The sequence below is a fragment of the Neochlamydia sp. AcF65 genome, from assembly GCF_018342435.1.
Taxonomy (GTDB): domain Bacteria; phylum Chlamydiota; class Chlamydiia; order Chlamydiales; family Parachlamydiaceae; genus Neochlamydia.
Window position 1 is genome coordinate 78,583 of record NZ_JAEMUE010000056.1, and the last position, 20,200, is coordinate 98,782.

A 20,200-nucleotide genomic window follows, 5' to 3' on the forward strand; every position below is an offset into this window, starting at 1 on the left:
CTCCATCCTCTGAAAGATGTTTCTCTGTTTAACAAAAGGGATTTTATGAAGTATAGGAGTAGATAGGAGTAGCTCAAAAGCGTATTATTAATAGCTAACTACGCAAAGATTGTTTAAAACTCTTGGCCATTTCATAAGTTTAAGAATGTAGTTTTCTTTGCCTTTGTGGCGTTAACAATCTAGTAGCATGTCTTTTAAGGGAAAAGCTATGCTAAGTTTTATTATCTTGGTTAGCGCCCATCATGCTTGGGCCATTCCCTGTTTTTTCTCCACTTCAAAGCCTACAATTTAGCCTATAATTCTACTTACTTATATAAATTAGCTTCCTAAAGCAACAACCTCTTCTTAAGCTTCTTTTAAAATGGTACATCACCTTTCGGCAGGCCATCTTATGCAATAGCCGCCATACTTCTTTTAAAGCTGCCTACCTTCATCGTTTTCTCAAAAGCCTTGAATAACTTTTGAAGCATTCTTTTATTCTTTCGTGTAAAGCTTGTCTCTGTCCTTGCTTTAGCTTTTGTTCTCTCCTAGGAGGCTTTGCAAAAGCTCTAGCTTGCACCTAACGATCCGTTGAAAACTCGTCTGTTCTGCATGCCATCCTCATAAGCAGCACTTACACTTTTTAATAGCTTAAAAAATCATCCAGCTAGCCGCTAAAACATTGGGTTTTAGGCTTTTTGCTAACTCCCTAATCCCCCTGTGGGCTAGGTGAACCCCTCTCCAAGTTCTTCGATTGCCATTGCTATGCTACCGCACTTTCTACTTTCCTTTGCCATCAGTCTTTACGCTATAGGAATCACAAGAGCTATGCCTCTTAAGTGCTTTTTAGGAGCCTAAGCTTTATAGCTCTTAAAGGTTGAAAAGCAATTCTTGCTTACACTTTTTATCATTTAAGCTGCCACGCCCCTTTTTATTTAAATAAAGCCACCCCGATTAAGAATTACTTGCAAATAATTTTTTAAGATCGTATAAGCTTATTATTTATTAAATTTCTTTAAAACCTTATTAGTTTTTATTATGGTTACCATGCTTTTATTATTGATTGGAAGTTTGCTGTCTTTGCCTTTGCAAGCGAGTCAAACTCTCCATAAGGAGATTGATCAAAAAGAATGGCAGGGAAGAAACATTGAATGGGAACAAACAGGCCTTACTCCCTTTAATGAACTCATCGTCTCCTGGGACGCTCAACGACCTAAATATGGCTATTATTTAATTAAGGTTAGCTTATTAACAGACAATAAATGGTCCCCCTGGCTCAACTATGCTTATTGGGGATCCTCTCACCAATACACCTTTAACTGTCATCCTAGAAATTCTTCATGTAAAACTTATCAGGATGTGGCTGAGCCATTAGGCAAGAAAAAAGCTACAGGCTTTAAAATTAGAGTGGATTGCAGCGAAAGCTCTCTACTGAAAAACATGCGTACGCTACATGCCAGTTTCACTAATATTCAAGAGCATAAGGTTAGTTTTGATTTAGCCGCACATCATTCTATTAATCTAAATGTTAAGGGATTGTCTCAAGTTACATTGCCTGATGAACGCCATATGAGACTTTGTTCGCCTACCTCAACAACAGCTGTAATTAATTATTTGTCACCAGGTCTCCATCTATCCGCTCTAACTTTTGCCGATCATGTTAAAGACTCAGCGTTTGATATTTATGGAAATTGGCTCTTGAATACTGCTGAGGCATCTAATCTTCTCGGCCCCTCATGGCATAGCTATGTCGCCAGGCTAAATAATTTTAATCAAATTATGGAGAATCTTAGCAGAGGCTTTCCCGTGGTAGTGAGTATAAAAGGCCCTTTAATGGGTAGTGCCTCCCCCTATAGCTCGGGCCATTTAATTGTGGTCAAAGGTTATGAAGCAGAAAAGCAGCAAGTACTATGCATGGACCCAGCTTTTCCTACTGATCAAAGCACCCTGGTAAGCTATAATCTCAAAGATTTTCTAGTAGCCTGGAACAGAAGAAAAGGAATAGCTTATTTATTTTATAGATAAACAAGCGATCTAATAAGCCACTTCTTCTAAAATCAATCACCTTATCTACTCATTCAAACATTCTCAGAAAAATAATAATAGGCTTTAAAAAAACTTAGCCTGCATGCCTCACCTTCTGAAAGATCCCCCTATGCTTAGCAAAAAGGGCTTTATAAAGTATGTAAGTGCATAAAGAGTAGATGAAAAACGTATAAATTCGATAAAACCCTTAACCTTTCAAACATACATTAAAAGCTCATTCACGCATTTTCATGGAAAATCGCGCCTACGTTCGTCCGCCCAATGATTTTATTTTCAATTATTTTTCTTGTGAATAATGTAAGTTTATTTCTAATATTTCCTAATATTTTAAGGTCATTTCTAATTGCATGGAATATTATGATGCTTATCTTCAAGGTGCTTGTATGCTATTTACTCGTAACATTTTCTTCTATATATGGTACTTTAACGCTTGAAGAATGTTGTGATCTAGCCCTAAACCATAGCGAGACGCTAACGGTTGCCGAGCTTAAAGCTCTGATTGAGAAAGACCGTACCCGCGAAGCTTACGGCCTACACCTTCCCCAGATGACCGCACAAATAGACTTTCTTACAAAGGGAAATTTGAAGAGGGTGCGGCATCAAGAACGCACGAAAAATGCTCGAGTTTCTCTTGTTATTCCTCTCTACAGCTTTGGGCATTCAACCCACACTATTAATGCTCAGAAAAGTAGAGAAGAGTCATCTTTTATTAAGATGACTACAGCTCGCCAAAAGATTTTACACGCTACCAATCATGCCTATTTTACTTTAGCAGAAGCACAAAAAATTATCTTAATCATTAAAGAATCCATCCGATCTTTAAAAGGTCAATTACGGATCAGCAAAGATTTTGCAGAACAAGGTCTTATTCATGAAAATGAAATTTTAGTAGTAGAATTAGAATTAGCTCTCAGGCAGCAAGATTTATTACAAGCTCAGAGTAACGTATCAATAGCAGCTACCCAACTAAATCGCTTAATTGGATACCCTTTAGATCGGCAAACGGTAGTTATAGATCTACTTGAGCCGATGCCTTACTATGCAAACCTTAACCAGCTATTAGAAGAAGCACGCAGCAATCATCCTCATTTAAAAGCTCTACAAGCAGATATTAAAGCCGCTCGCTCTATCCTTACAGCCGAGAAAGGAAAGCTCTACCCTTCCATTTATGGCTATACGAATTATAGCACCTCCGATAACTATGCTCTCCCCTATAGGCATGGTTTCGATGCGGGCATAGGTATCCACTTATCTCTCTATGATGGGGGAGCTACATGGGCAAAGCTTAGACGCTTAAGAAAAGAGATGCTTGAACTGGAACAGCAATATATCGCTGCAGAAAAAGATATGGAATTATACATACGTACAGCTTTTTTTAGCGTTGAGAATGCCATTCAAAAGATTCCTCTTGCTATGAAAGCTATCCAGGTTGCTGAATACAATCTAAATCTGGTAAAGAACCACTTTGCTGAAGGCCTTATCACCAATGAAGATCTTATGATAGATGAAGAAAAACTGCTACACGCACGCCATAATTATTATCAAACGCTCTGCCAATATTATAAAGCTAAAGCCGATCTGGCTTATGCTGTCGGCCTCAATTTTTTATAAGCAAGGAAGTAAGCATGATGAGAAATAAATTTGTTCATTTTCTTTTTGTGACGTTAATAATTCAAGGTGCCTTAAGAGGAGAAGAAATCTGCGCGATAGGACATATACAGCCTTCTTCTAAAAGCTTAATAGGAGCCCAGGTATCAGGAAGAGTGGAAAAAGTTTTAGTCGAAGTGGGAGACAAAGTAGTAAAAAACCAGCCTCTAGTTCAACTAGATAGAAATTATTACGAGATAGAATTAGCGCTAAAAACAGCGGCATTAGAAGGAGCTAAAGTGGAGCTTTCTGATGCCGAGAAAAATTTTCTCCGCATGCAAAAGCTATGGGAAAGACCAGATGGACAATTACCTTCTATCCCTTTAAAAAAATATGAAGAAGCCAAAAGCAAATACGATCATTCTCTTATCCATGTAAAACAATTTCAAGAAGACTTAAAGCGTACTCAGTTATATTGGGAAGAAACTACCATTAAGGCTCCTTTTGAAGGAATTATTACAAAAAAACTTGTAGATGTAGGGGAATACATTACCGTGCAACCCGTCACCAGCATGGTTGAAATCCAAGCTTTAAATCCTCTTTATCTTGAATTTTCTATTCCGCAAGTGTATGCATCCACCCTAAGCTTGGGTACTCCCGTTAGCTTTGAAATTGATGGAACCCATCTAGATTACCCTCACGCTCAAATAGACCTTTTTTATCCAAACCTAGACGAAACTACACATTCATTGCGGTGTCGCGCCATCATTGATAACCGTGATTATAAAATTCGTCCCGGATCTCTTGCCCGAGTAATCATTAAAGCAGGTCAAGTAGCAAATAACCTTTAATTTGAGGAAAACAAACCGTGATTTTGTCTGACCTATCGATCAAGCGACCCACTTTTATTTCTATGATTACCTTTGGCTTAGTAATTTTTGGGTTACTTGCCTATAAAGAGCTGGGCGTGGATCTTTATCCTAAAATCGACTTTCCCATCATCACCATTATCTCATCTCTTCCCGGTGCCGACCCTGAAAGCATAGAAAAAACAGTAACCGAGGTTATCGAAGAAGGCGTCGCTACCCTTAACTCTATTAAGCATCTTCGTTCAACTAGCGCTGAAGGGGTATCCCAGATAGTGGTAGAATTCGATTTAGAAAAAAATATTGATATTGCCTATCAAGAAATACAAGCTAAGTTAGGGGCAATTAGAAAAGAGCTACCAAGCGATCTTCAAGAGATAGTGATAGGAAAATTTGATATTAATTCCGCTCCTATTATGGCTCTCCTTGTTTCTGGAGATTTACCTATTCAGCAATTATCTTACCTTGCAGATAAGAGCATAAAAGATAGGCTTCAACAAGTTTCCGGAGTAGGTCAAATTAAACTTATTGGTAAACAAGAACGTACCATTTGGATCTCCTTGGACCCTTATAAAATGGAAGGATTTTCTGTCACCGTGCAAGATATTTCTAATGCCCTTAAAGCCCAACATATTGAGCTGCCAGGCGGGCGTATATCTTCTTCTTCGCACGAATTGGCTGTTAAAACAAAGGCTGAGTGGGAAGAGATAAAAAATTTGAAGGATATTGTTGTTGCTTACCGCCATGGTTATCCTGTGACACTTACTGATATAGGACATATTGAAGATGGGTGGGAAGAGCCAAGAACTTTAGCTAGATTAAATCATCAACAAGCTATTGCTCTTCTTATTACAAGGCAATCTGGCACAAATACAGTGAATGTAGCCCAGGCTCTTAAAAAAACTATTGAAGAGATCCGGCAAGAGCTAAGACCCCAAGGCATTAATGTAGAGATTGCGCAAGATCTGTCCATCTTTATTGAACATTCTATGGAAGATATTAATTTTCACCTAATATTTGGAGGCCTATTAGCAGTCATCATCGTTTTCTTATTCCTAAGAGACTTAAAGATTACAATGATTAGCGCTTTAGCAATTCCCATCAGCGTTATTTCAACTTTTATTCTTTTACGTATGGTAGGCTTTACACTAAACAATATGACCATGCTAGCTCTGTCTTTATCGATTGGAATTTTAATAGATGATGCTATCGTAGTCGTAGAAAATATCTATCGCCATTTAAAAAGGGGGAAATCTGCTAAAGAAGCTGCAGCGATAGGTACTCAAGAGATTGGATTAGCTGCTTTTGCTATTACAATGTCTATCGTTGCTGTATTTTTGCCTGTGGCCTTTATGAAAGGCATTATTGGCCGCTTTTTCTACCAATTTGGTATCACCGTAACCTTTGCTGTTTTAATTAGCCTTTTTGTTGCCTTCACTCTCACCCCCATGCTTGCCTCTCGTTTTCTTACCCTACACATATCTACAGGCAAGCTAGCATTAGGGATAGAAAGAGCTCTTGATAGCTTAGACAGAGTTTATACAAACCTTTTATCGAAAGCTCTCAAGTACAGTAAGACCACTCTTCTGCTAGCCATTAGCTTACTTATAGGCACTTTATTTTTAGGAAAATACCTTCGCTCTGAATTTATTCCTTTAGAAGATCGCAGTGAGTTTTTTATCAAAGTTAACGTTCCTTTAGGTTCCTCATTAGCCGTGACGGATGAGGCCATAAGAAAAATCCTTCAAGATATTTCTCCGCAACCATGGGTTAAATATACTTTCACTACTATAGGAAGCGATAGTTTCAATAGAGTAAATGAAGGCACTGTATATGTCAAAATGACCGATAAAGAAAGCCGCTCTTTAAGCCAAGCAGAAGCGATGAAGTTTGCTCGTGAGAAATTGTCTTCTTTACCTCATATTATAACAAGTATAGAACCTGTTCCCGCTATAGCGGGGGGTGGTCGAAGAAATGCTGCCATTCAACTAGATATCAAAGGGGCAAACCTTGAAAAGATTGACCAGATTGCTAATCAGATCAAAAATCATTTAGAAGAAACTCCTGGTTATGTGGATGTAGACACATCCTATGAAAAAGGCAAACCTGAAATCGAAATTTCTATTAAGCGTGATGAAGCAACTGCTCTAGGGGTCCTACCTATCTTTATCGCCCAGGAAATTAAAGCTCTCGTTGGCGGCTTAGAGATCAGCAAATTCCGTAGCAATGGAGAGCGTTATAATATCAGCTTGCGGCTAAATGAAGAATTCCGTAGCAAACCTCAAGATATCCTCCAGCTTTCTGTAAAAAATAGTAAAGGAAATTTAATCAAACTAAGCAGCCTAGTCAATATTAAAGAAAAGCGCGGGCCTGTCCAGATTAATCGTTATAATCGGGCAAGATTTATTTCGGTTTTTAGTAACCTACAAGAAGGAAAAAAAGTTCTTGGCGAGGCCATTAACGAAATAAATAGTTTTATATCCCAGATAAAAATGCCTTTAGGCTACCGTACAAGTTTTTCAGGCGCTGCAGAATCGATGAAAGAATCTTTTCAGCATTTAATTTTGGCTTTGCTGCTGGCCGTAGTCATTACCTATATGGTTCTCGCTTCCCAATTTGAGAGTTTTGTACAACCCTTAGTTATCATGCTATCGCTTCCCTTCTCTATCATAGGAGCCTTAGGAATACTGCTCATAACGGATATGACCCTAAGCATCTTTACAATTATAGGCATTATCATGTTGCTAGGATTGGTAACAAAAAATGCCATTTTACTTGTTGACTATATCAACACTTTAAGAACACGCGATGGTATGGATAGAAAAGAAGCTATAATGCTAGCGGGCCCTACTCGTTTACGCCCTATTCTAATGACAACTTTGGCCATGATTTTTGGAATGCTACCTATTGCTTTTGGCCATGGGCCTGGCTCTGAATCTCAAGCTCCTATGGCGATGGCTATCATCGGCGGCCTTTCAACCTCTATGCTACTCACCCTGATTATAGTGCCCATTGCTTATTTGATTGCCGAAGATCTACCTGAAAAGACAAGCCAGCTTTTTAAGAAACTTTGTAAACGCAAAACTCGCTCAGCAAAAAGCTCTTAAACAAGGATCTATGTATACTTACTCCTTTAATACTACTTAGGAAAATAAAATCTACCTTACTCCCATATCTTATCTCTGCAGAAAGATTGATAAGCTGGTGTATGCTTTAAAAAAACCGCTATGGATTGATGTCTAGAACAACGTGAATTAGCGGATAAGGAAATAGCTGAAAAAACATTTTCCTATGGTTTAAAGTTTTTTTAAAAATTTTAAGTATGGCAGGGGTGCTGTGGCATAGATGTTAAGAAGCATATGCAATATGAGTACTTTTTAACACATATGAACTACAAAATATAGTTTGCAAAACAAAATTATACTCAACCGATCAAAAAAGCTTGTTTACCACACCCATAATTGATCCGATTATAACAAAGCTTTAATGCAAAAAAGAAAGCATAGCTTCTTGTCGAATGTAGCTATTAAAGGATGGGAGAGAAAATAAAAGTACAGGAAAGAAGGGACTTTCAAAATCCCCCCCTTGAAGCTAGCTTATGCGCATGGATAATTAAAGCTGCTTATGATTTATCCATTTCACGCTCTTCTAATGATACCCAAGCTGCCAAAGAGTGTAAAAGCTGCTTGTGGGGATGGCCCTCATGATAAACAAGCTTTCTATTGATCATCTTATGGTCGGCTATAGGCTTTATTACCTATCCGATTTAAACCTTGTATCTTGCACATCCCCCCTACCTTTTCACTCTAAGGACCTGTTTATTCCCCTGTAGGAGATAATATGACCAGCAGGCTATCATCGGTTTTTGCTACGTTTTTAGGATCCCTAATTTGCTGCCTTACCTTTTCTAATTTTTCCTCTAGCTCTTTTAGCTGGGCTTTCCAAGCATTAGCGTTTTCTTCCTCTGAAGAACTGTTTATCTTATTGTGAATTTCTATTATCTGCTGCTGCAAATCGTTCGCTTGTGTAACCAATTGATGCTGAGGATCCGTGATAAACTTAATATAATTATTTAGACGCTGGGCAATTTTCTCGTTATCGATAGAGGTGTCTATTACCTCATCTTTTGTAAATTCCTTTAAATCCTCTGCTGTTGGCAAAGTAGGAGGATCTTTATCTAGCCAGGGCTGCCCCTCACTTTTTAACTCTTCTAAAGATTGGTCAAATTTCGAACTAAAGATAATGAGAGGGAGAATCACTTCTAGTTGCCTTTTTACCTCTGCTGCCCCCTCTTCAGGAGAAAGCCCTTCTAGGTTTCCTGCATAAATATTATCTGCAAGGCCATCGCTGGCTAAGATAACGACATCATCATGATTTACTTCTGCCGAAAAAGTTGAAATTTTCTCCAAATCACTTTTTTGCATTTCCCCTACTTGAAGGGCCCCTCCCGAATCTGCATGATCCATAGGATTCTGTTTAGTAATCGTGTTGAGCTGCTTTGCGGTGCCTTGAGCACGATTGACACTAACAGCTATTGTGTCCCCAATGGCCCCTCCATTGACTAGATAAATATCCCTACGATCAGGAATATCCGAAAAAGTTGCAAATACAGCTGTAGCTGCCTTTGCATAAGTATTATCATCTACCTTGACAGATTTTGAGGCGTTTACAAAAACTTCTTTCGTTAGCTCTTCTAATGCAGTTGGCTCAAGGTTTTTGTTAAAGCTGCCCTTTCTTATGAATGCTTCCATGCTTTTAGTAAAAGCTTGGGCCGCTTTCATTACATATTCACCTGAGGAAGAACCATCACAAACTATCCCGTAATTTTTTCCATCCACCTGCCCTGCTGCCCCTCTATCCATGTTTCTAAAAATTTGTTCAGTTGGGGAGCCTTTAATCTTATATTCATTAACAGGAACTGTACTCTCATGATACATCACCCGTGACTTATCTGAGGATATCTTTAACCCTTGCGAGCCGTTATCCTCATTTGTACCTATTTTTTTAAAATAAATGTCTTGTGTGTATTCTTGATCTTTTGCACTCAGGCTATTGAAAAAATTTTCATACGCCTGTTCAGCTTTAACGGTTATAGAAAATCCAAAAGTTTTACTAAAAAGATGTTGGATCTGTCTTAGAATTCCTCCTTTTTTGATTTCTTGGCGATGCTGCTCAATCGCTGTCTTTAAATCAGCTAAAATTTTTGGATGCTTCTCTTTATCTTCGGTACGGATAGAAAGATTAGCTCGATTAAGAACTTCTCTAAGCTTTTCACGATTAGGGTGTTGTTCTGATACTGTTGTTCGGATTACTGCTGTGTTAATAGAACTTCTTTGATCCGTAGCTTTTGGTGTTACTTCTATATTTTTTTGCAACTGACTAGTTCTTACTATCACTTGAGGATGGGTAAGAGAAGTGCCGGGAATTGCTTGAGGATTAGAAGAGGAGCTTTTCTGAACCTCTTGTTGATTATAGAGACGATTGGTTTGCCAATTATTATGGATAGGGGATTTTTCTTTATTGAAGATATTCATATTCTCCTCCTAAATGCTATCACTTAATCATCTTACAAGTAAAATTTTTTAATGATTATGCAATAACCATGCCATCCCTTAATAATTCTATTAATCAGGAAGAAGCTTAAGTAAAAAAACCTGGTAGAAAGCTTCGGATTTCATTTTTTTATTATTTGAAGGAAGTTTACTAGCATATTTTTGTCTGATTATTTAGGATGAATTTTATAACTAATACTTGCGAGGTTTGCTGTGCTTGAAATAGCTGATATTGAAAGATTTCTTGGAGCTGAAGCTGATTCTTTACTCCACTACCAATGTAAAAAAGTTTCCAAAGAGGCACTTCATTTGCCTGGGCCAGAATGGCTAAGTAAAATTCATGGTGTTAGCGATCGTCCCATACGCGTGCTTGCTAGCCTTCAAGTGCTCTTTAATCATGGGCGCTTAGGAGGAACAGGATATCTTTCTATCCTTCCTGTTGATCAGGGTATCGAACATTCAGCAGGCGCTACTTTTGCTCCTAACCCTATCTATTTTGATCCACAAAATATTATGAAATTAGCTTTAGAAAGCGGCTGTAATGCGGTAGCCTCCACCTTAGAAACATTAGGGCTTGTCGCACGAAAATATGCACATCGCCTTCCTTTTATAGCAAAAATCAATCATAATGAGCTTCTTAGCTACCCAAACCGTTATGATCAAATTCTTTTCGGAAATGTTAAGCAAGCCTGGAATATGGGAGCCATGGCCGTAGGTGCCACCATTTATTTTGGTGCCCCAGAAAGCCATCGTCAGATTAAGGAAATTAGCGAGGCTTTTTCACAGGCGCATGAGTTAGGAATGGCTACCATTCTTTGGTGTTATCTACGTAACCCAGCTTTTAAAGTCGATGGTATAGATTACCATGAGAGTGCTGATCTCACAGGCCAGGCCAATCACCTAGGAGCAACCATTGGAGCAGATATTGTAAAACAAAAACTACCTCTTAATAATGGTGGCTATAAAGCTCTAAATAAAGATAGGAAAGGCAGCTACGGTAAATATGCTGAAGCTATGTATACAGACCTTTGTACTGACCACCCTATCGATCTTTGCCGTTATCAAGTATTAAATGGCTATAGTGGTCGCGTGGGGCTTATTAACTCAGGAGGAGCTTCTCTAGGGCAAAAAAACTTGGAAGAAGCGGTTCGTACAGCTGTCATTAACAAAAGAGCCGGAGGAATGGGCCTAATCAGTGGACGTAAAACCTTTCAATGCCCTCTTGACGAAGGCATAAAAATCTTCCATGCCATACAAGATGTCTATCTAAACAAAGCTATTACTATTGCCTAGCAAAGAGTTTAAAAGAGATCATAAAAAATTTAAGTTATCGAAAAGGTTAAAAGATATCCAACAGTTTGCACCCTCATAAATTTTAAAGAGATAAGCACCACAGAAGATTAGTAAAGGATTATATGAAACCAAATTTGCGCTAGGAAAAATTTTTCAGCGATTTGGCTTTCAATAAGCACTGCTTATTAATGGAGAGTCTATTGCTTTTTATGCATGGACTTCTCCAACATTTTCTGATAGGCAAGTAGATTAGTAGAACCTAATTTGATTACAAATGTCTGAGTTTTTTCAGCTTTTTATCCGCTCTTTAAGTAAATCTACATGATAAATAAAGAGCTTTTAAGAGGAAAAAAGCCTTTATTATATAGTCTGGTGCGGTAAAAAAATTATGCCCACCCTTTTGATCTCCTTACTCATCTCCTCTTTACTTTGCAATCTAGTTTTTAAAATCCATCACGCATAAAAAACTAGCCAAAAGCTTAAAAAACTACATTTCTCTCAAAAGCTTAAAGGTTGGATCTATATCTAGTTTTATCGACCCTCGATGCTTAAGCTCATTAGCAAGAAGAGCTGTAGCCTAATAAAATTATTAGTGAATTGCCTTCAAAGAGTAAAAGAATTTAGAGTTAGAATATGTGATTAAATGCCTATTAACGCAGATTTTCGATCTAATTTATCTACTTTTATAATCATTAAGTTTTTACGCATTAATATCTTAAGTATTTAATCTTGCACAATTGAGCTTTAAAATGCAAAATGCAGTTTTATGGAGAGAAGGGAGAAGGTATGAAGCTTGCGCAGATAGCATGGATAGCTTTTTTCTGGATGGGTGTAGTATGGAGTGAAGTGAATGTCAGTGATGCCTCGAAGATGGATTTTTTGGCCGAGCCTCAAAAACTTACCCTTCCTTATGGGTTACCTGAAATTCCTTGGCCTAAAGATAATCCATACCATGCAAAAAAAGCAGAATTAGGACGGCTTTTATATTTTGATACTAGGCTCTCTTCAGATGGAACTGTTTCCTGTGCAAGCTGCCATGCGCCCTCTGAATGTTTTTCAGACCGCAGACCTGTATCCATAGGAATTAAAGGACGGTACGGCAGCCGCCACTCCATGACCATTATCAATTCAGCCTATCAACCTTTACTATTTTGGGACGGTAGAGCTAAAACGCTTGAAGAACAAAGTAAAGGGCCTATTGCCAATCCTAAAGAAATGACTTTAGCAGATAACCCTCATGAGGCCCATTGGCAATGCCAAGAACGTGTAAAAAACATTGCAGGCTATCGCCTTCTGTTTAAAGAAGTCTTCAACAATGAAGAGTGTACAATAGATGATATTGCCAAAGCTCTTTCTACATTTGAACGTACCCTCTTATCGGGAAATTCGCCTTATGACCGCTACATTAAAGGTGACAAATCAGCCATGAGTACTGAGCAAGTGAATGGTTATCAAGTATTCTTATCAAAAGGATGCATTGATTGTCATCATGGGGTTAATTTTAGCAGCGGAGATTTTGCTAACATTGGGATAGGGATGGCTTCTTCTAAGCCAGACTTAGGACGGTATGAAATAACAAAAAAAGATAAAGATTGGGGCGCTTTTAAAGTGCCTATCCTCAGAGAAATAGTTAGTAATCACCCTTATATGCACGATGGAAGCCTCAAGACCCTAGAGGAAGTGATTGAGTATTATGATAAAGGAGGCACGCCTAATCCTAACCTGCATCCTTTGATGAAGCCCTTGCAGCTTAAAGAAGAAGAAAAGAAAGCTCTCCTTAGTTTCTTAAAAGCCCTCGATGGTGAAGGTTGGCAACACATTCAAGCGCCTTCGACTTTTCCTCAATAATAATGTTTCTATTGGTCTACTTAAGAGGTTCAGCAGGATAAAAATATTAGAGAAATTTAGTTGATTTATTCGGTCCTCCAATAATAAAAAATGATTAAAAAGGTTATAAGCATGAGCAAGCCAAAAGTTGTAATTGTGGGAGGAGGATTTGGTGGCCTTAATGCTGCTAAAGCTTTAAAAAAAGCAGCAGTAGATGTCTTACTACTTGATAAAACTAATCACCACCTTTTCCAACCCCTTTTATACCAAGTGGCCAGCGCTGCACTATCGCCAGCTAATATTGCTTCCCCTATTCGTACCATCTTCTCTAAACAAGAGAACGTAACAGTGCTTTTAGCCAACATTACCGCCGTAGATAAAGAAAAAAAGATAGTAATAGCAGAGAATGGGGAAATCTACAATTATGATTATTTAATCCTTGCTCCAGGCTCTCAGCACACCTATTTTGGACATGCAGAATGGGAAGCATTTGCTCCTGGCTTAAAAACTTTGCAAGATGCCATAAGAATCAGAGAACGCATTCTTTTAAGCTTTGAAAGAGCCGAACGATGCACCAAACCTGAGGAAACCTTAAAATTTTTACAATTCGTTATTGTAGGTGCCGGTCCTACCGGGGTAGAAATGGCAGGAGCTATTGCTGAAATTGCTCATACCACTTTGATCCATAATTTTCGTCATATTAACCCTGAGCACGCACGTGTTTATTTGATTGAAGGCTCTGAACAAATACTCTCTAGCTTCCCTAAAGATTTAGCCGAAAAAGCAGCTAAAGATTTAAGAAAGCTGGGAGTAGAAATAATTTTAAAAACCAGGGTAACAGAAATAACTTCTGAAGGAGTAAGAATAGGAGATAAGTTTATCGACAGCCGTAATGTCATTTGGGCGGCTGGTAACCAAACTTCTCCTTTATTGGATACATTAGAAGCCATGCAAGATCATACCGGACGAATACATGTCGCCAATGATTTATCCGTTCCTGGTTATCCCGAGATATTTGTGATTGGCGATGCTGCTCTTCTCTTAGATGCAGCAGGTCTTCCCTTGCCAGGTATAGCTCCTGTTGCTATTCAACAAAGCCATTACGTGGCTAAGCTAATAAGAAAGAATATTTGCGGCAAACAGAGAAAACCTTTCAAGTACTTCGATAAAGGAATGATGGCAACCATTGGAAAAGCAAAAGCCGTAGCCGTAGTAAGAAAATTAAAAATCACAGGCTTTATTGCCTGGCTAGCATGGTGCTTTATCCATATCCATTTCCTTATCAGCTTCGCCAATCGATTAGTGGTCATGCTCAACTGGTTTTATCTATATTGCCGTAATCAGCGGTGCATACGGCTTATTACTCGTCCCCTAACTGATAAAGATGAACCAATCCGTTAATAAAAACTTTAAATTTTAAATAAACCTGAAGGAAGAAATAGAAGCACAATTATTATCGTTTTAGAAGCAATGGTGCCAGACAGAGTTGTGCTGTGTTACAGGCCTACTAAAAAGCTTCCTTAAACAGTAATTCCATAAGTGTTTTATGCACTATGATGCATTTCAGTAGACGGCTAGCTTTTTGCAAGAGATGCCTTTCAAAAAGTTCATATTTTTAAAAGCTTTTACATACAAAATATGAAGTTTTGCCTCTTTTAATTTATGACATAGTAAAGAGAAAAAAGTTAGAACTACCAAAAAATCATTATATGTTAATGTCAGCTTCGCTAAGAACTTAATTTCAAGAGTCATGTATTCCTTCTTTTAAGGCATCCCAGCATTCGCCGATTAACTACCTAATCGCTGCAACCTCTGCTATTTTTTCTAAGGTAGTTTATCGGCCTAAAAGCTATATAATACGCGAGCAAGCTGGCATTTCCCACTTAACAGAAGCCAGAATGTCTATTCTTTGCAATGGCTAGGAGGATCTTCAAAGTAAAGCTAAAATCTCATTTTTAAATTAGCTCAACCACTTGCCTTTTCCTTGTGCTATCAAGCCATTTTAAGAGAATCAGCTTACTTTCATACGACATCTCGAACAAGCAATTTAAGAGCTTTGAGTACGTTATTAATTTCAATGGTTGTAGGGTGGTGGATACCATATGTCACAATACTACTACGTAGTGCTTTCTTTGCATACTCTGCTGCTAGTTTTAAGTTTCCTTGCTTGTGGTAGATCGCACAGAGATTATTGTAATTACTTATCACATTTGGATGATTTTCGCCATCTATCTCGAGATCAATTCTAAGCACTTTCTCTGCACACTCTGCCGCTAGCTGAAAGTTTCCTTGCTGTTGGTAGATCGTTCCTAGGTTATTGTAATCGATTGCTACAGCTTCATGAGTTTCACCAAATATAGTAAGGTCAATTTCAAGCGCTTTCTTTGCATACTCTGCTGCTAGTTTTAACTTTCCTAACTCTCTATATATCGTTCCCAGGTTACCATAGCATGTTGCTGCAGTCGCATCATAGCTTTCACCCAGCACCTTCTCATTAATCTCACAAGCCTTTTTGGTATACTTAGCTGCCTGCTCTAAAAGCCCTTGATCTTGGAGAATCTGAGCTAAATTAGTGTATGAAACAGCAATTTCACGATGCTTCTCCCCATAAAACCTAAGTTTAATTTTAAGGTCTTTTTCAGCATATGTAGCGGCCATTTCTAGAGATTCTTTATCTTTATAGATTTTTATTAACTTTTCATAGATTTTTACTAGCTGGTTGTAATTAGTTCTTGCACTATGTTGAAATTCACCATGTAGATTGTAGTGGACCTCAAGGCCATTTCCAATGTATTCAGCTGCTTGTACTAAATTCTTCTGTAATTCAAAATAGAGGCCCAAATGATAGTAATCTCTTTCAACGTTTGGATGATTTTCCCCTGAAATTTTTTTATCAATTTCGAGGGCTTGTTTAGCATAATCAACAGCTTGATTTAAGTGTCCTTGTTCTTTGTAGAGTGTTGCTAGGTTATTGTAACCTACTGCTACGTTACAATGATCTTCTCCATGTAGCCTGCGATGGAGCACAAGAGCCTTCATGTAGTGCTCAGCTGCTTGTCCTAAGATTCCTTGCTCCTGATAAATCTTTCCTAGATTATTATAATTCATTGCCACAGACGGATGAATTTCTCCATATAGCTTAAAGTTAATTTCTAAAGCTTTTTTCACTAGCTTGATTGCTGTCTCAAAATCTTTTTGTTCATGGCAGATCATTCCTAAATTTTCGTATTCGATTGCTACTTGTGAGTGATTTTCTCCATACAGCTTGATATCTATTTCTAACGCCTTTTTGATTAAGTGAGTAGCTTCTTCCAAATTTCCTTGTTCTTGGTAGGCCATTCCCAGATTAGTATAATCCCTTGCCAATCGTGGGTGATTCTCACCAAAACACTCAAGTTCAATTGTTAGCACTTTCTTAGCATACTTCACTGCTTTATCTAAATTTCCTTTTTGTTGGTAAATTGCTCCTAAAATATTGTAACCGTCTGCTAGGCTCCAATGATTCTTTCCCAACAACTCACGGGAAATTTTAATTCCCTGCCTGGCATTCTCCTCAGCTTTCTTTAAATTACCTTTGTTTTTGTTGATTGATGCTAAGCTATAATAACTTCTTACTAGATTTGCATTTTGACAATAATAATCCATTAAGTTAAGACAATTTTTATTCAAGCAATCATGATTAATTTCGATTGCTTGGCTAATGTATGCAGCCGCCTTTTCTAAATTGCCTTGCTCATGATAAAGGGCTCCTAAAGCATTTAGTATTTGAGGATTTTCCGAATCTTCTTGTACTGCTTTATTATACCACTCTAAGGCTTCCTTATGCTGAAAAAACCTTAAAGCTATGTTTCCTTGGGTCTGAGATGAGTTATCATCTAATGTGGAAGATTTAAGCCTTTCTTTCCGGCCATCTAAATATTCGTCGATAGCTTGATAAAATGGAATAAAGATGCGATAAATTTTTTTTAGGTCTTCTAGTGCTTGAGATTCTAAAGCAAACTGCTTTTTAATAAGGTCTGGATCATCAAAGCCAAAAGGTATAATCAGCGGATTCATCATCTCTTTTTGCGCTTCATAGTGGGAATAGGTCTTAAGGCGCATAAATAGCGCTGTACTCATCCAATCCTTTAACTTTTCAGCTGCGCTATCCGTTATAATCCCTTGCTTGTATAGCTGTTCGATCCTACCGAAAGTATCAGAGGCTACTATTTTTTTAAGAAGAGCTAGTCGATCCATGGCTAGATGAGGAAATCGATACAAATCATTTTTAACCTTAAAAAGCATACCTTGTTTTTCTAAATGACCCATACCTGGGTCAAAAGATGCCATATCCTCTTTAACTAAATGAACCTTAGCTAAGTATTGACGAAGATTACGGCATTGTTGGTAAGGCGTATTGAGCTTTTCTTGAATTTTTTGCTTATATTGAGCAGTTAATTCGGAATTACCTAACAGATGGGTAAAGTTCAGAAGCTCCATGGGAAGATGAGGCTCTTTGTCATGCCACCATTTACCGTATTCATCCTGCGCAATATATTGAGCCATCTTCTCGGGAGCTTGAATAAGCTTAAATGTTTGACGATTGCCAAAGGGAGTTTTACAACCTTTTCCTTTCGCTCCTTCACCATCAAAAGCAAAACCTCTAGGGGTGACACTATCAAAAAAGCCAGCCTTTATTATACAGGGAATATTTAAAGCAGGAAGAATCGTCTCTCCTAAGTTAATAACCCTCAGGTGAATTAGATTGGTCAGGCGCTTAAAGTACTCTCTGTTGTCTTCACTATCCCCCTGGATAAGAATACCAAATTCTAAATCGGAATAAGGAGTCATTTCTTCTCTAGCCAGGGAACCAAAGCCTATCATAGCATATTCGCAGGGAGCAGCTCCTAAAGTATCAATACTCTGTTCGACCAGAATTTTAAAGAAATCTTTCATCCCTTGAGTAATTTCCTTGTAAAGATCTCTTACTTCCTCAGATGAGGGATTTGAGCCAAGAGCTTGAATTTTTTTCTCTATTTCCTCTCTAAGCTTTTTTAATACTTGGCGATTAGCTTCAAATTGCTTCCTCATTTGCTCAAGGCTTATAGGTTTTCCATTGCATAGTTCAGTAAGTAGGCTTTGAACCTTAAAAAGCTTTTTTTTAATTATTTCCTGTCTATCTTCTGAAAATAGTTGTAAAGCGTAATTGTAAAGACCCGCAGCTTGAAGAAATGTCTCTGACGTTCTTTTTGCAGCATAAATATCGCCTAATTTTTCTATAAAAGAAGCTACTTTTATAAGTTCTTCCTTTTGAATAGCGCGTTTTAAAGCTTGCGTGTAAGCTTCTTCCTCATCTAAGAAACTGCCTTTAATTTGCTGTTTCCATTCTTTACATACTAACTTGGCTTGGCACAAATCTAGTAGTTCTAATTCTTTGAATATCTTTAAGGCAATTTCCGCATAGGTTGAACGTGTTCTTTTATGATTAAGTCCTCTATCTTCTATCTGTTCAAATGTAGGAAAAATATAAGGGTATTCAAGAGAAATTTTTGAACTCATAAATTCATCCTTTTTAGCTAATTTTGAAGGTGCATCCTGATATAACACGAAACTTGCAAATAGGAATACAAAATTTCCAGCTCTTGCAGCGTTCAATGGGCTAAAAATTTATTAAAAGAAAAAATTTATTCTTGTATTCTATAAATTTTTAGAATTTATAAAACATTATGCCTTTCATTGAATAAGCTAGAGCTTGGGACTAACCAGATAGTAAAAATTTTCCTGGGATTTTTAGAAAACATGGAAAAAAAATTATATATAAAAATTTTTAAGATGATGCATTGCATCCTCCATAAAAGCATCTAAATGGTTAAATTGCGAAGTTAACATTTGTTGGCGATAGCTTGATAGCTGCGGGTTGGCTTTGTATAGAAAACTTAGTAATTGCTTCATTTTATTAATTTTATTGCGAACGGGGCTTGTTAAAGGTATTTCCGATAAGTAAGTTCTGAGATAAATATTTAAAGAATCCCATGTGGGTATAAAAGCCTTCCCTGAAAAATAAGCACGTATTTGATGAAAGATAAATGGGTTAATTACGCTTCCTCGCCCCACCATGAGGGCATCACAGTGGGTTGCTTTCAACATGCGCACAGCATCTTCTACACACAAAATATCTCCATTACCCACTACGGGAATTTTCAAAATAGATTTGGCTTCTGCAATCAAATCCCACCGCGCAGGAGGTCCATATCCCTCTACTTTAGTGCGAGGATGTAAAGTAATAAAACACGCCCCACTTTCTTGTGCGGCAAGTAAATTTTCTTTAAAAAGAGAAGTGTCTTCATATCCTGAACGCATTTTAACCGTCACGGGAACCTTTACAGCTTTTACTAAAGCCCTTGCAACTTCATAAAGATGCCGAGGTTCTTTTAGTAGACTTGAACCTGCACCTCTGCCTGTCACTTTATTAGAAGGGCACCCACAGTTTAAATCTATGCGAGGTGCTCCCCTGCGAGCTATCTCTAGCGCCATTTCTGCCATTAAGTTAGGTTCTGATCCCATCAATTGAGCTGCTAAAGGAATAGGAGAGATTTCATGAGAGTCATAAACTTTAGCTAAGCTTGGCGCATGAGCATTGCTCGGCACCCGAATAAATTCAGTAACACCCTCATCGAATCCCCCTATGGTCGCCATTGCTTTACGAAAGCAGCGGTCTCCTACTCCTTCCATGGGAGCAAGAAAAAGATAAGGACACCCAAAGGCGTCTTTCGAAAGTAAATGCATGATGGTTGATGCCTTTAGCTTGCTTAATTGCAGAGTCTATATTTTTTAGATATCAAAGCTTAAGCGTTAGGCTTATTTATCTATAGTTAGTAAGATTTTTTCTTATATTTAATAATTTTTCTAAGCATTAAACGAGTGACTGCAACCTAATTTTCAAGGAACAAGGCCAAAAGCAATAAAAAAGATTCTCGTAATCACAGGCAAATAAACCTGCTACCTAGAATTAAAAGTAGGGATTAAAAATGCACATTTGGTAGTAAAATTTCTAGAGAATTTACAAGAAAG

At 37.8% G+C, this 20,200-nt stretch carries 10 protein-coding genes; 7 read left to right on the forward strand and 3 right to left on the reverse strand.

Features of this window, described 5'->3' with window-relative positions; all coding sequences use genetic code 11:
- Positions 1 to 1,017: 1,017 nt before the first annotated feature.
- The 4 genes from NEOC65_RS07010 to NEOC65_RS07025 all read left to right on the forward strand — a co-directional run bounded on the left by NEOC65_RS07010 (position 1,018) and on the right by NEOC65_RS07025 (position 7,585).
- Positions 1,018 to 2,004: a C39 family peptidase gene (locus NEOC65_RS07010; RefSeq protein ID WP_213152522.1), complete on the forward strand. Its 987-nt coding sequence runs from the start codon at positions 1,018 to 1,020 to the stop codon at positions 2,002 to 2,004.
- Between the two features lie 378 nt (positions 2,005 to 2,382).
- Complete coding sequence (locus NEOC65_RS07015) at positions 2,383 to 3,636, forward strand: TolC family protein (RefSeq protein WP_213152521.1); 1,254 nt, start codon at positions 2,383 to 2,385, stop codon at positions 3,634 to 3,636.
- Positions 3,637 to 3,650: 14 nt separating this feature from the next.
- Positions 3,651 to 4,463 (forward strand): efflux RND transporter periplasmic adaptor subunit, encoded by an 813-nt coding sequence (locus NEOC65_RS07020; protein WP_213152520.1) that lies wholly within the window; start codon positions 3,651 to 3,653, stop codon positions 4,461 to 4,463.
- A 17-nt stretch (positions 4,464 to 4,480) separates the two neighbouring features.
- Complete coding sequence (locus tag NEOC65_RS07025) at positions 4,481 to 7,585, forward strand: efflux RND transporter permease subunit (protein WP_213156120.1); 3,105 nt, start codon at positions 4,481 to 4,483, stop codon at positions 7,583 to 7,585.
- A 711-nt stretch (positions 7,586 to 8,296) separates the two neighbouring features.
- Here the strand turns inward: NEOC65_RS07025 and NEOC65_RS07030 are convergent.
- Positions 8,297 to 10,012 carry a PP2C family serine/threonine-protein phosphatase gene (locus NEOC65_RS07030; protein ID WP_213156121.1) on the reverse strand — a complete coding sequence of 572 codons (1,716 nt, stop codon included), beginning with the start codon at positions 10,010 to 10,012 and terminating at the stop codon, positions 8,297 to 8,299.
- 231 nt (positions 10,013 to 10,243) lie between these two features.
- Here NEOC65_RS07030 and NEOC65_RS07035 point away from each other — a divergent pair, with 231 nt between their 5' ends.
- From NEOC65_RS07035 to NEOC65_RS07045, 3 genes are all read left to right on the forward strand, one after another.
- On the forward strand, positions 10,244 to 11,323 hold the full coding sequence (locus NEOC65_RS07035; RefSeq protein WP_213156122.1) for a class I fructose-bisphosphate aldolase: 1,080 nt from the start codon (positions 10,244 to 10,246) through the stop codon (positions 11,321 to 11,323).
- Positions 11,324 to 12,109: 786 nt separating this feature from the next.
- Complete coding sequence (locus tag NEOC65_RS07040) at positions 12,110 to 13,171, forward strand: cytochrome-c peroxidase (protein ID WP_213156123.1); 1,062 nt, start codon at positions 12,110 to 12,112, stop codon at positions 13,169 to 13,171.
- A 111-nt stretch (positions 13,172 to 13,282) separates the two neighbouring features.
- Positions 13,283 to 14,551, forward strand: coding sequence for an NAD(P)/FAD-dependent oxidoreductase (locus NEOC65_RS07045; RefSeq protein WP_213156124.1), 1,269 nt, complete (start codon positions 13,283 to 13,285; stop codon positions 14,549 to 14,551).
- Between the two features lie 621 nt (positions 14,552 to 15,172).
- Here the strand turns inward: NEOC65_RS07045 and NEOC65_RS07050 are convergent.
- Positions 15,173 to 18,688 carry a tetratricopeptide repeat protein gene (locus NEOC65_RS07050; RefSeq protein ID WP_213156125.1) on the reverse strand — a complete coding sequence of 1,172 codons (3,516 nt, stop codon included), beginning with the start codon at positions 18,686 to 18,688 and terminating at the stop codon, positions 15,173 to 15,175.
- A 252-nt stretch (positions 18,689 to 18,940) separates the two neighbouring features.
- A complete protein-coding gene (locus NEOC65_RS07055) occupies positions 18,941 to 19,915 on the reverse strand; it encodes a tRNA dihydrouridine synthase (protein ID WP_213156126.1) in 975 nt (324 codons plus the stop codon).
- Between the last annotated feature and the right edge of the window lie 285 nt (positions 19,916 to 20,200).

Coding starts and splice junctions, on each gene's coding strand:
- NEOC65_RS07010 (WP_213152522.1), top strand. CDS start 1,018: ATGGTTACCATGCTTTTATTATTGATTGGAAGTTTGCTGTCTTTGCCT.
- NEOC65_RS07015 (WP_213152521.1), top strand. CDS start 2,383: ATGATGCTTATCTTCAAGGTGCTTGTATGCTATTTACTCGTAACATTT.
- NEOC65_RS07020 (WP_213152520.1), top strand. CDS start 3,651: ATGATGAGAAATAAATTTGTTCATTTTCTTTTTGTGACGTTAATAATT.
- NEOC65_RS07030 (WP_213156121.1), bottom strand. CDS start 10,012: ATGAATATCTTCAATAAAGAAAAATCCCCTATCCATAATAATTGGCAA.
- NEOC65_RS07040 (WP_213156123.1), top strand. CDS start 12,110: ATGAAGCTTGCGCAGATAGCATGGATAGCTTTTTTCTGGATGGGTGTA.
- NEOC65_RS07045 (WP_213156124.1), top strand. CDS start 13,283: ATGAGCAAGCCAAAAGTTGTAATTGTGGGAGGAGGATTTGGTGGCCTT.
- NEOC65_RS07050 (WP_213156125.1), bottom strand. CDS start 18,688: ATGAGTTCAAAAATTTCTCTTGAATACCCTTATATTTTTCCTACATTT.
- NEOC65_RS07055 (WP_213156126.1), bottom strand. CDS start 19,915: ATGCATTTACTTTCGAAAGACGCCTTTGGGTGTCCTTATCTTTTTCTT.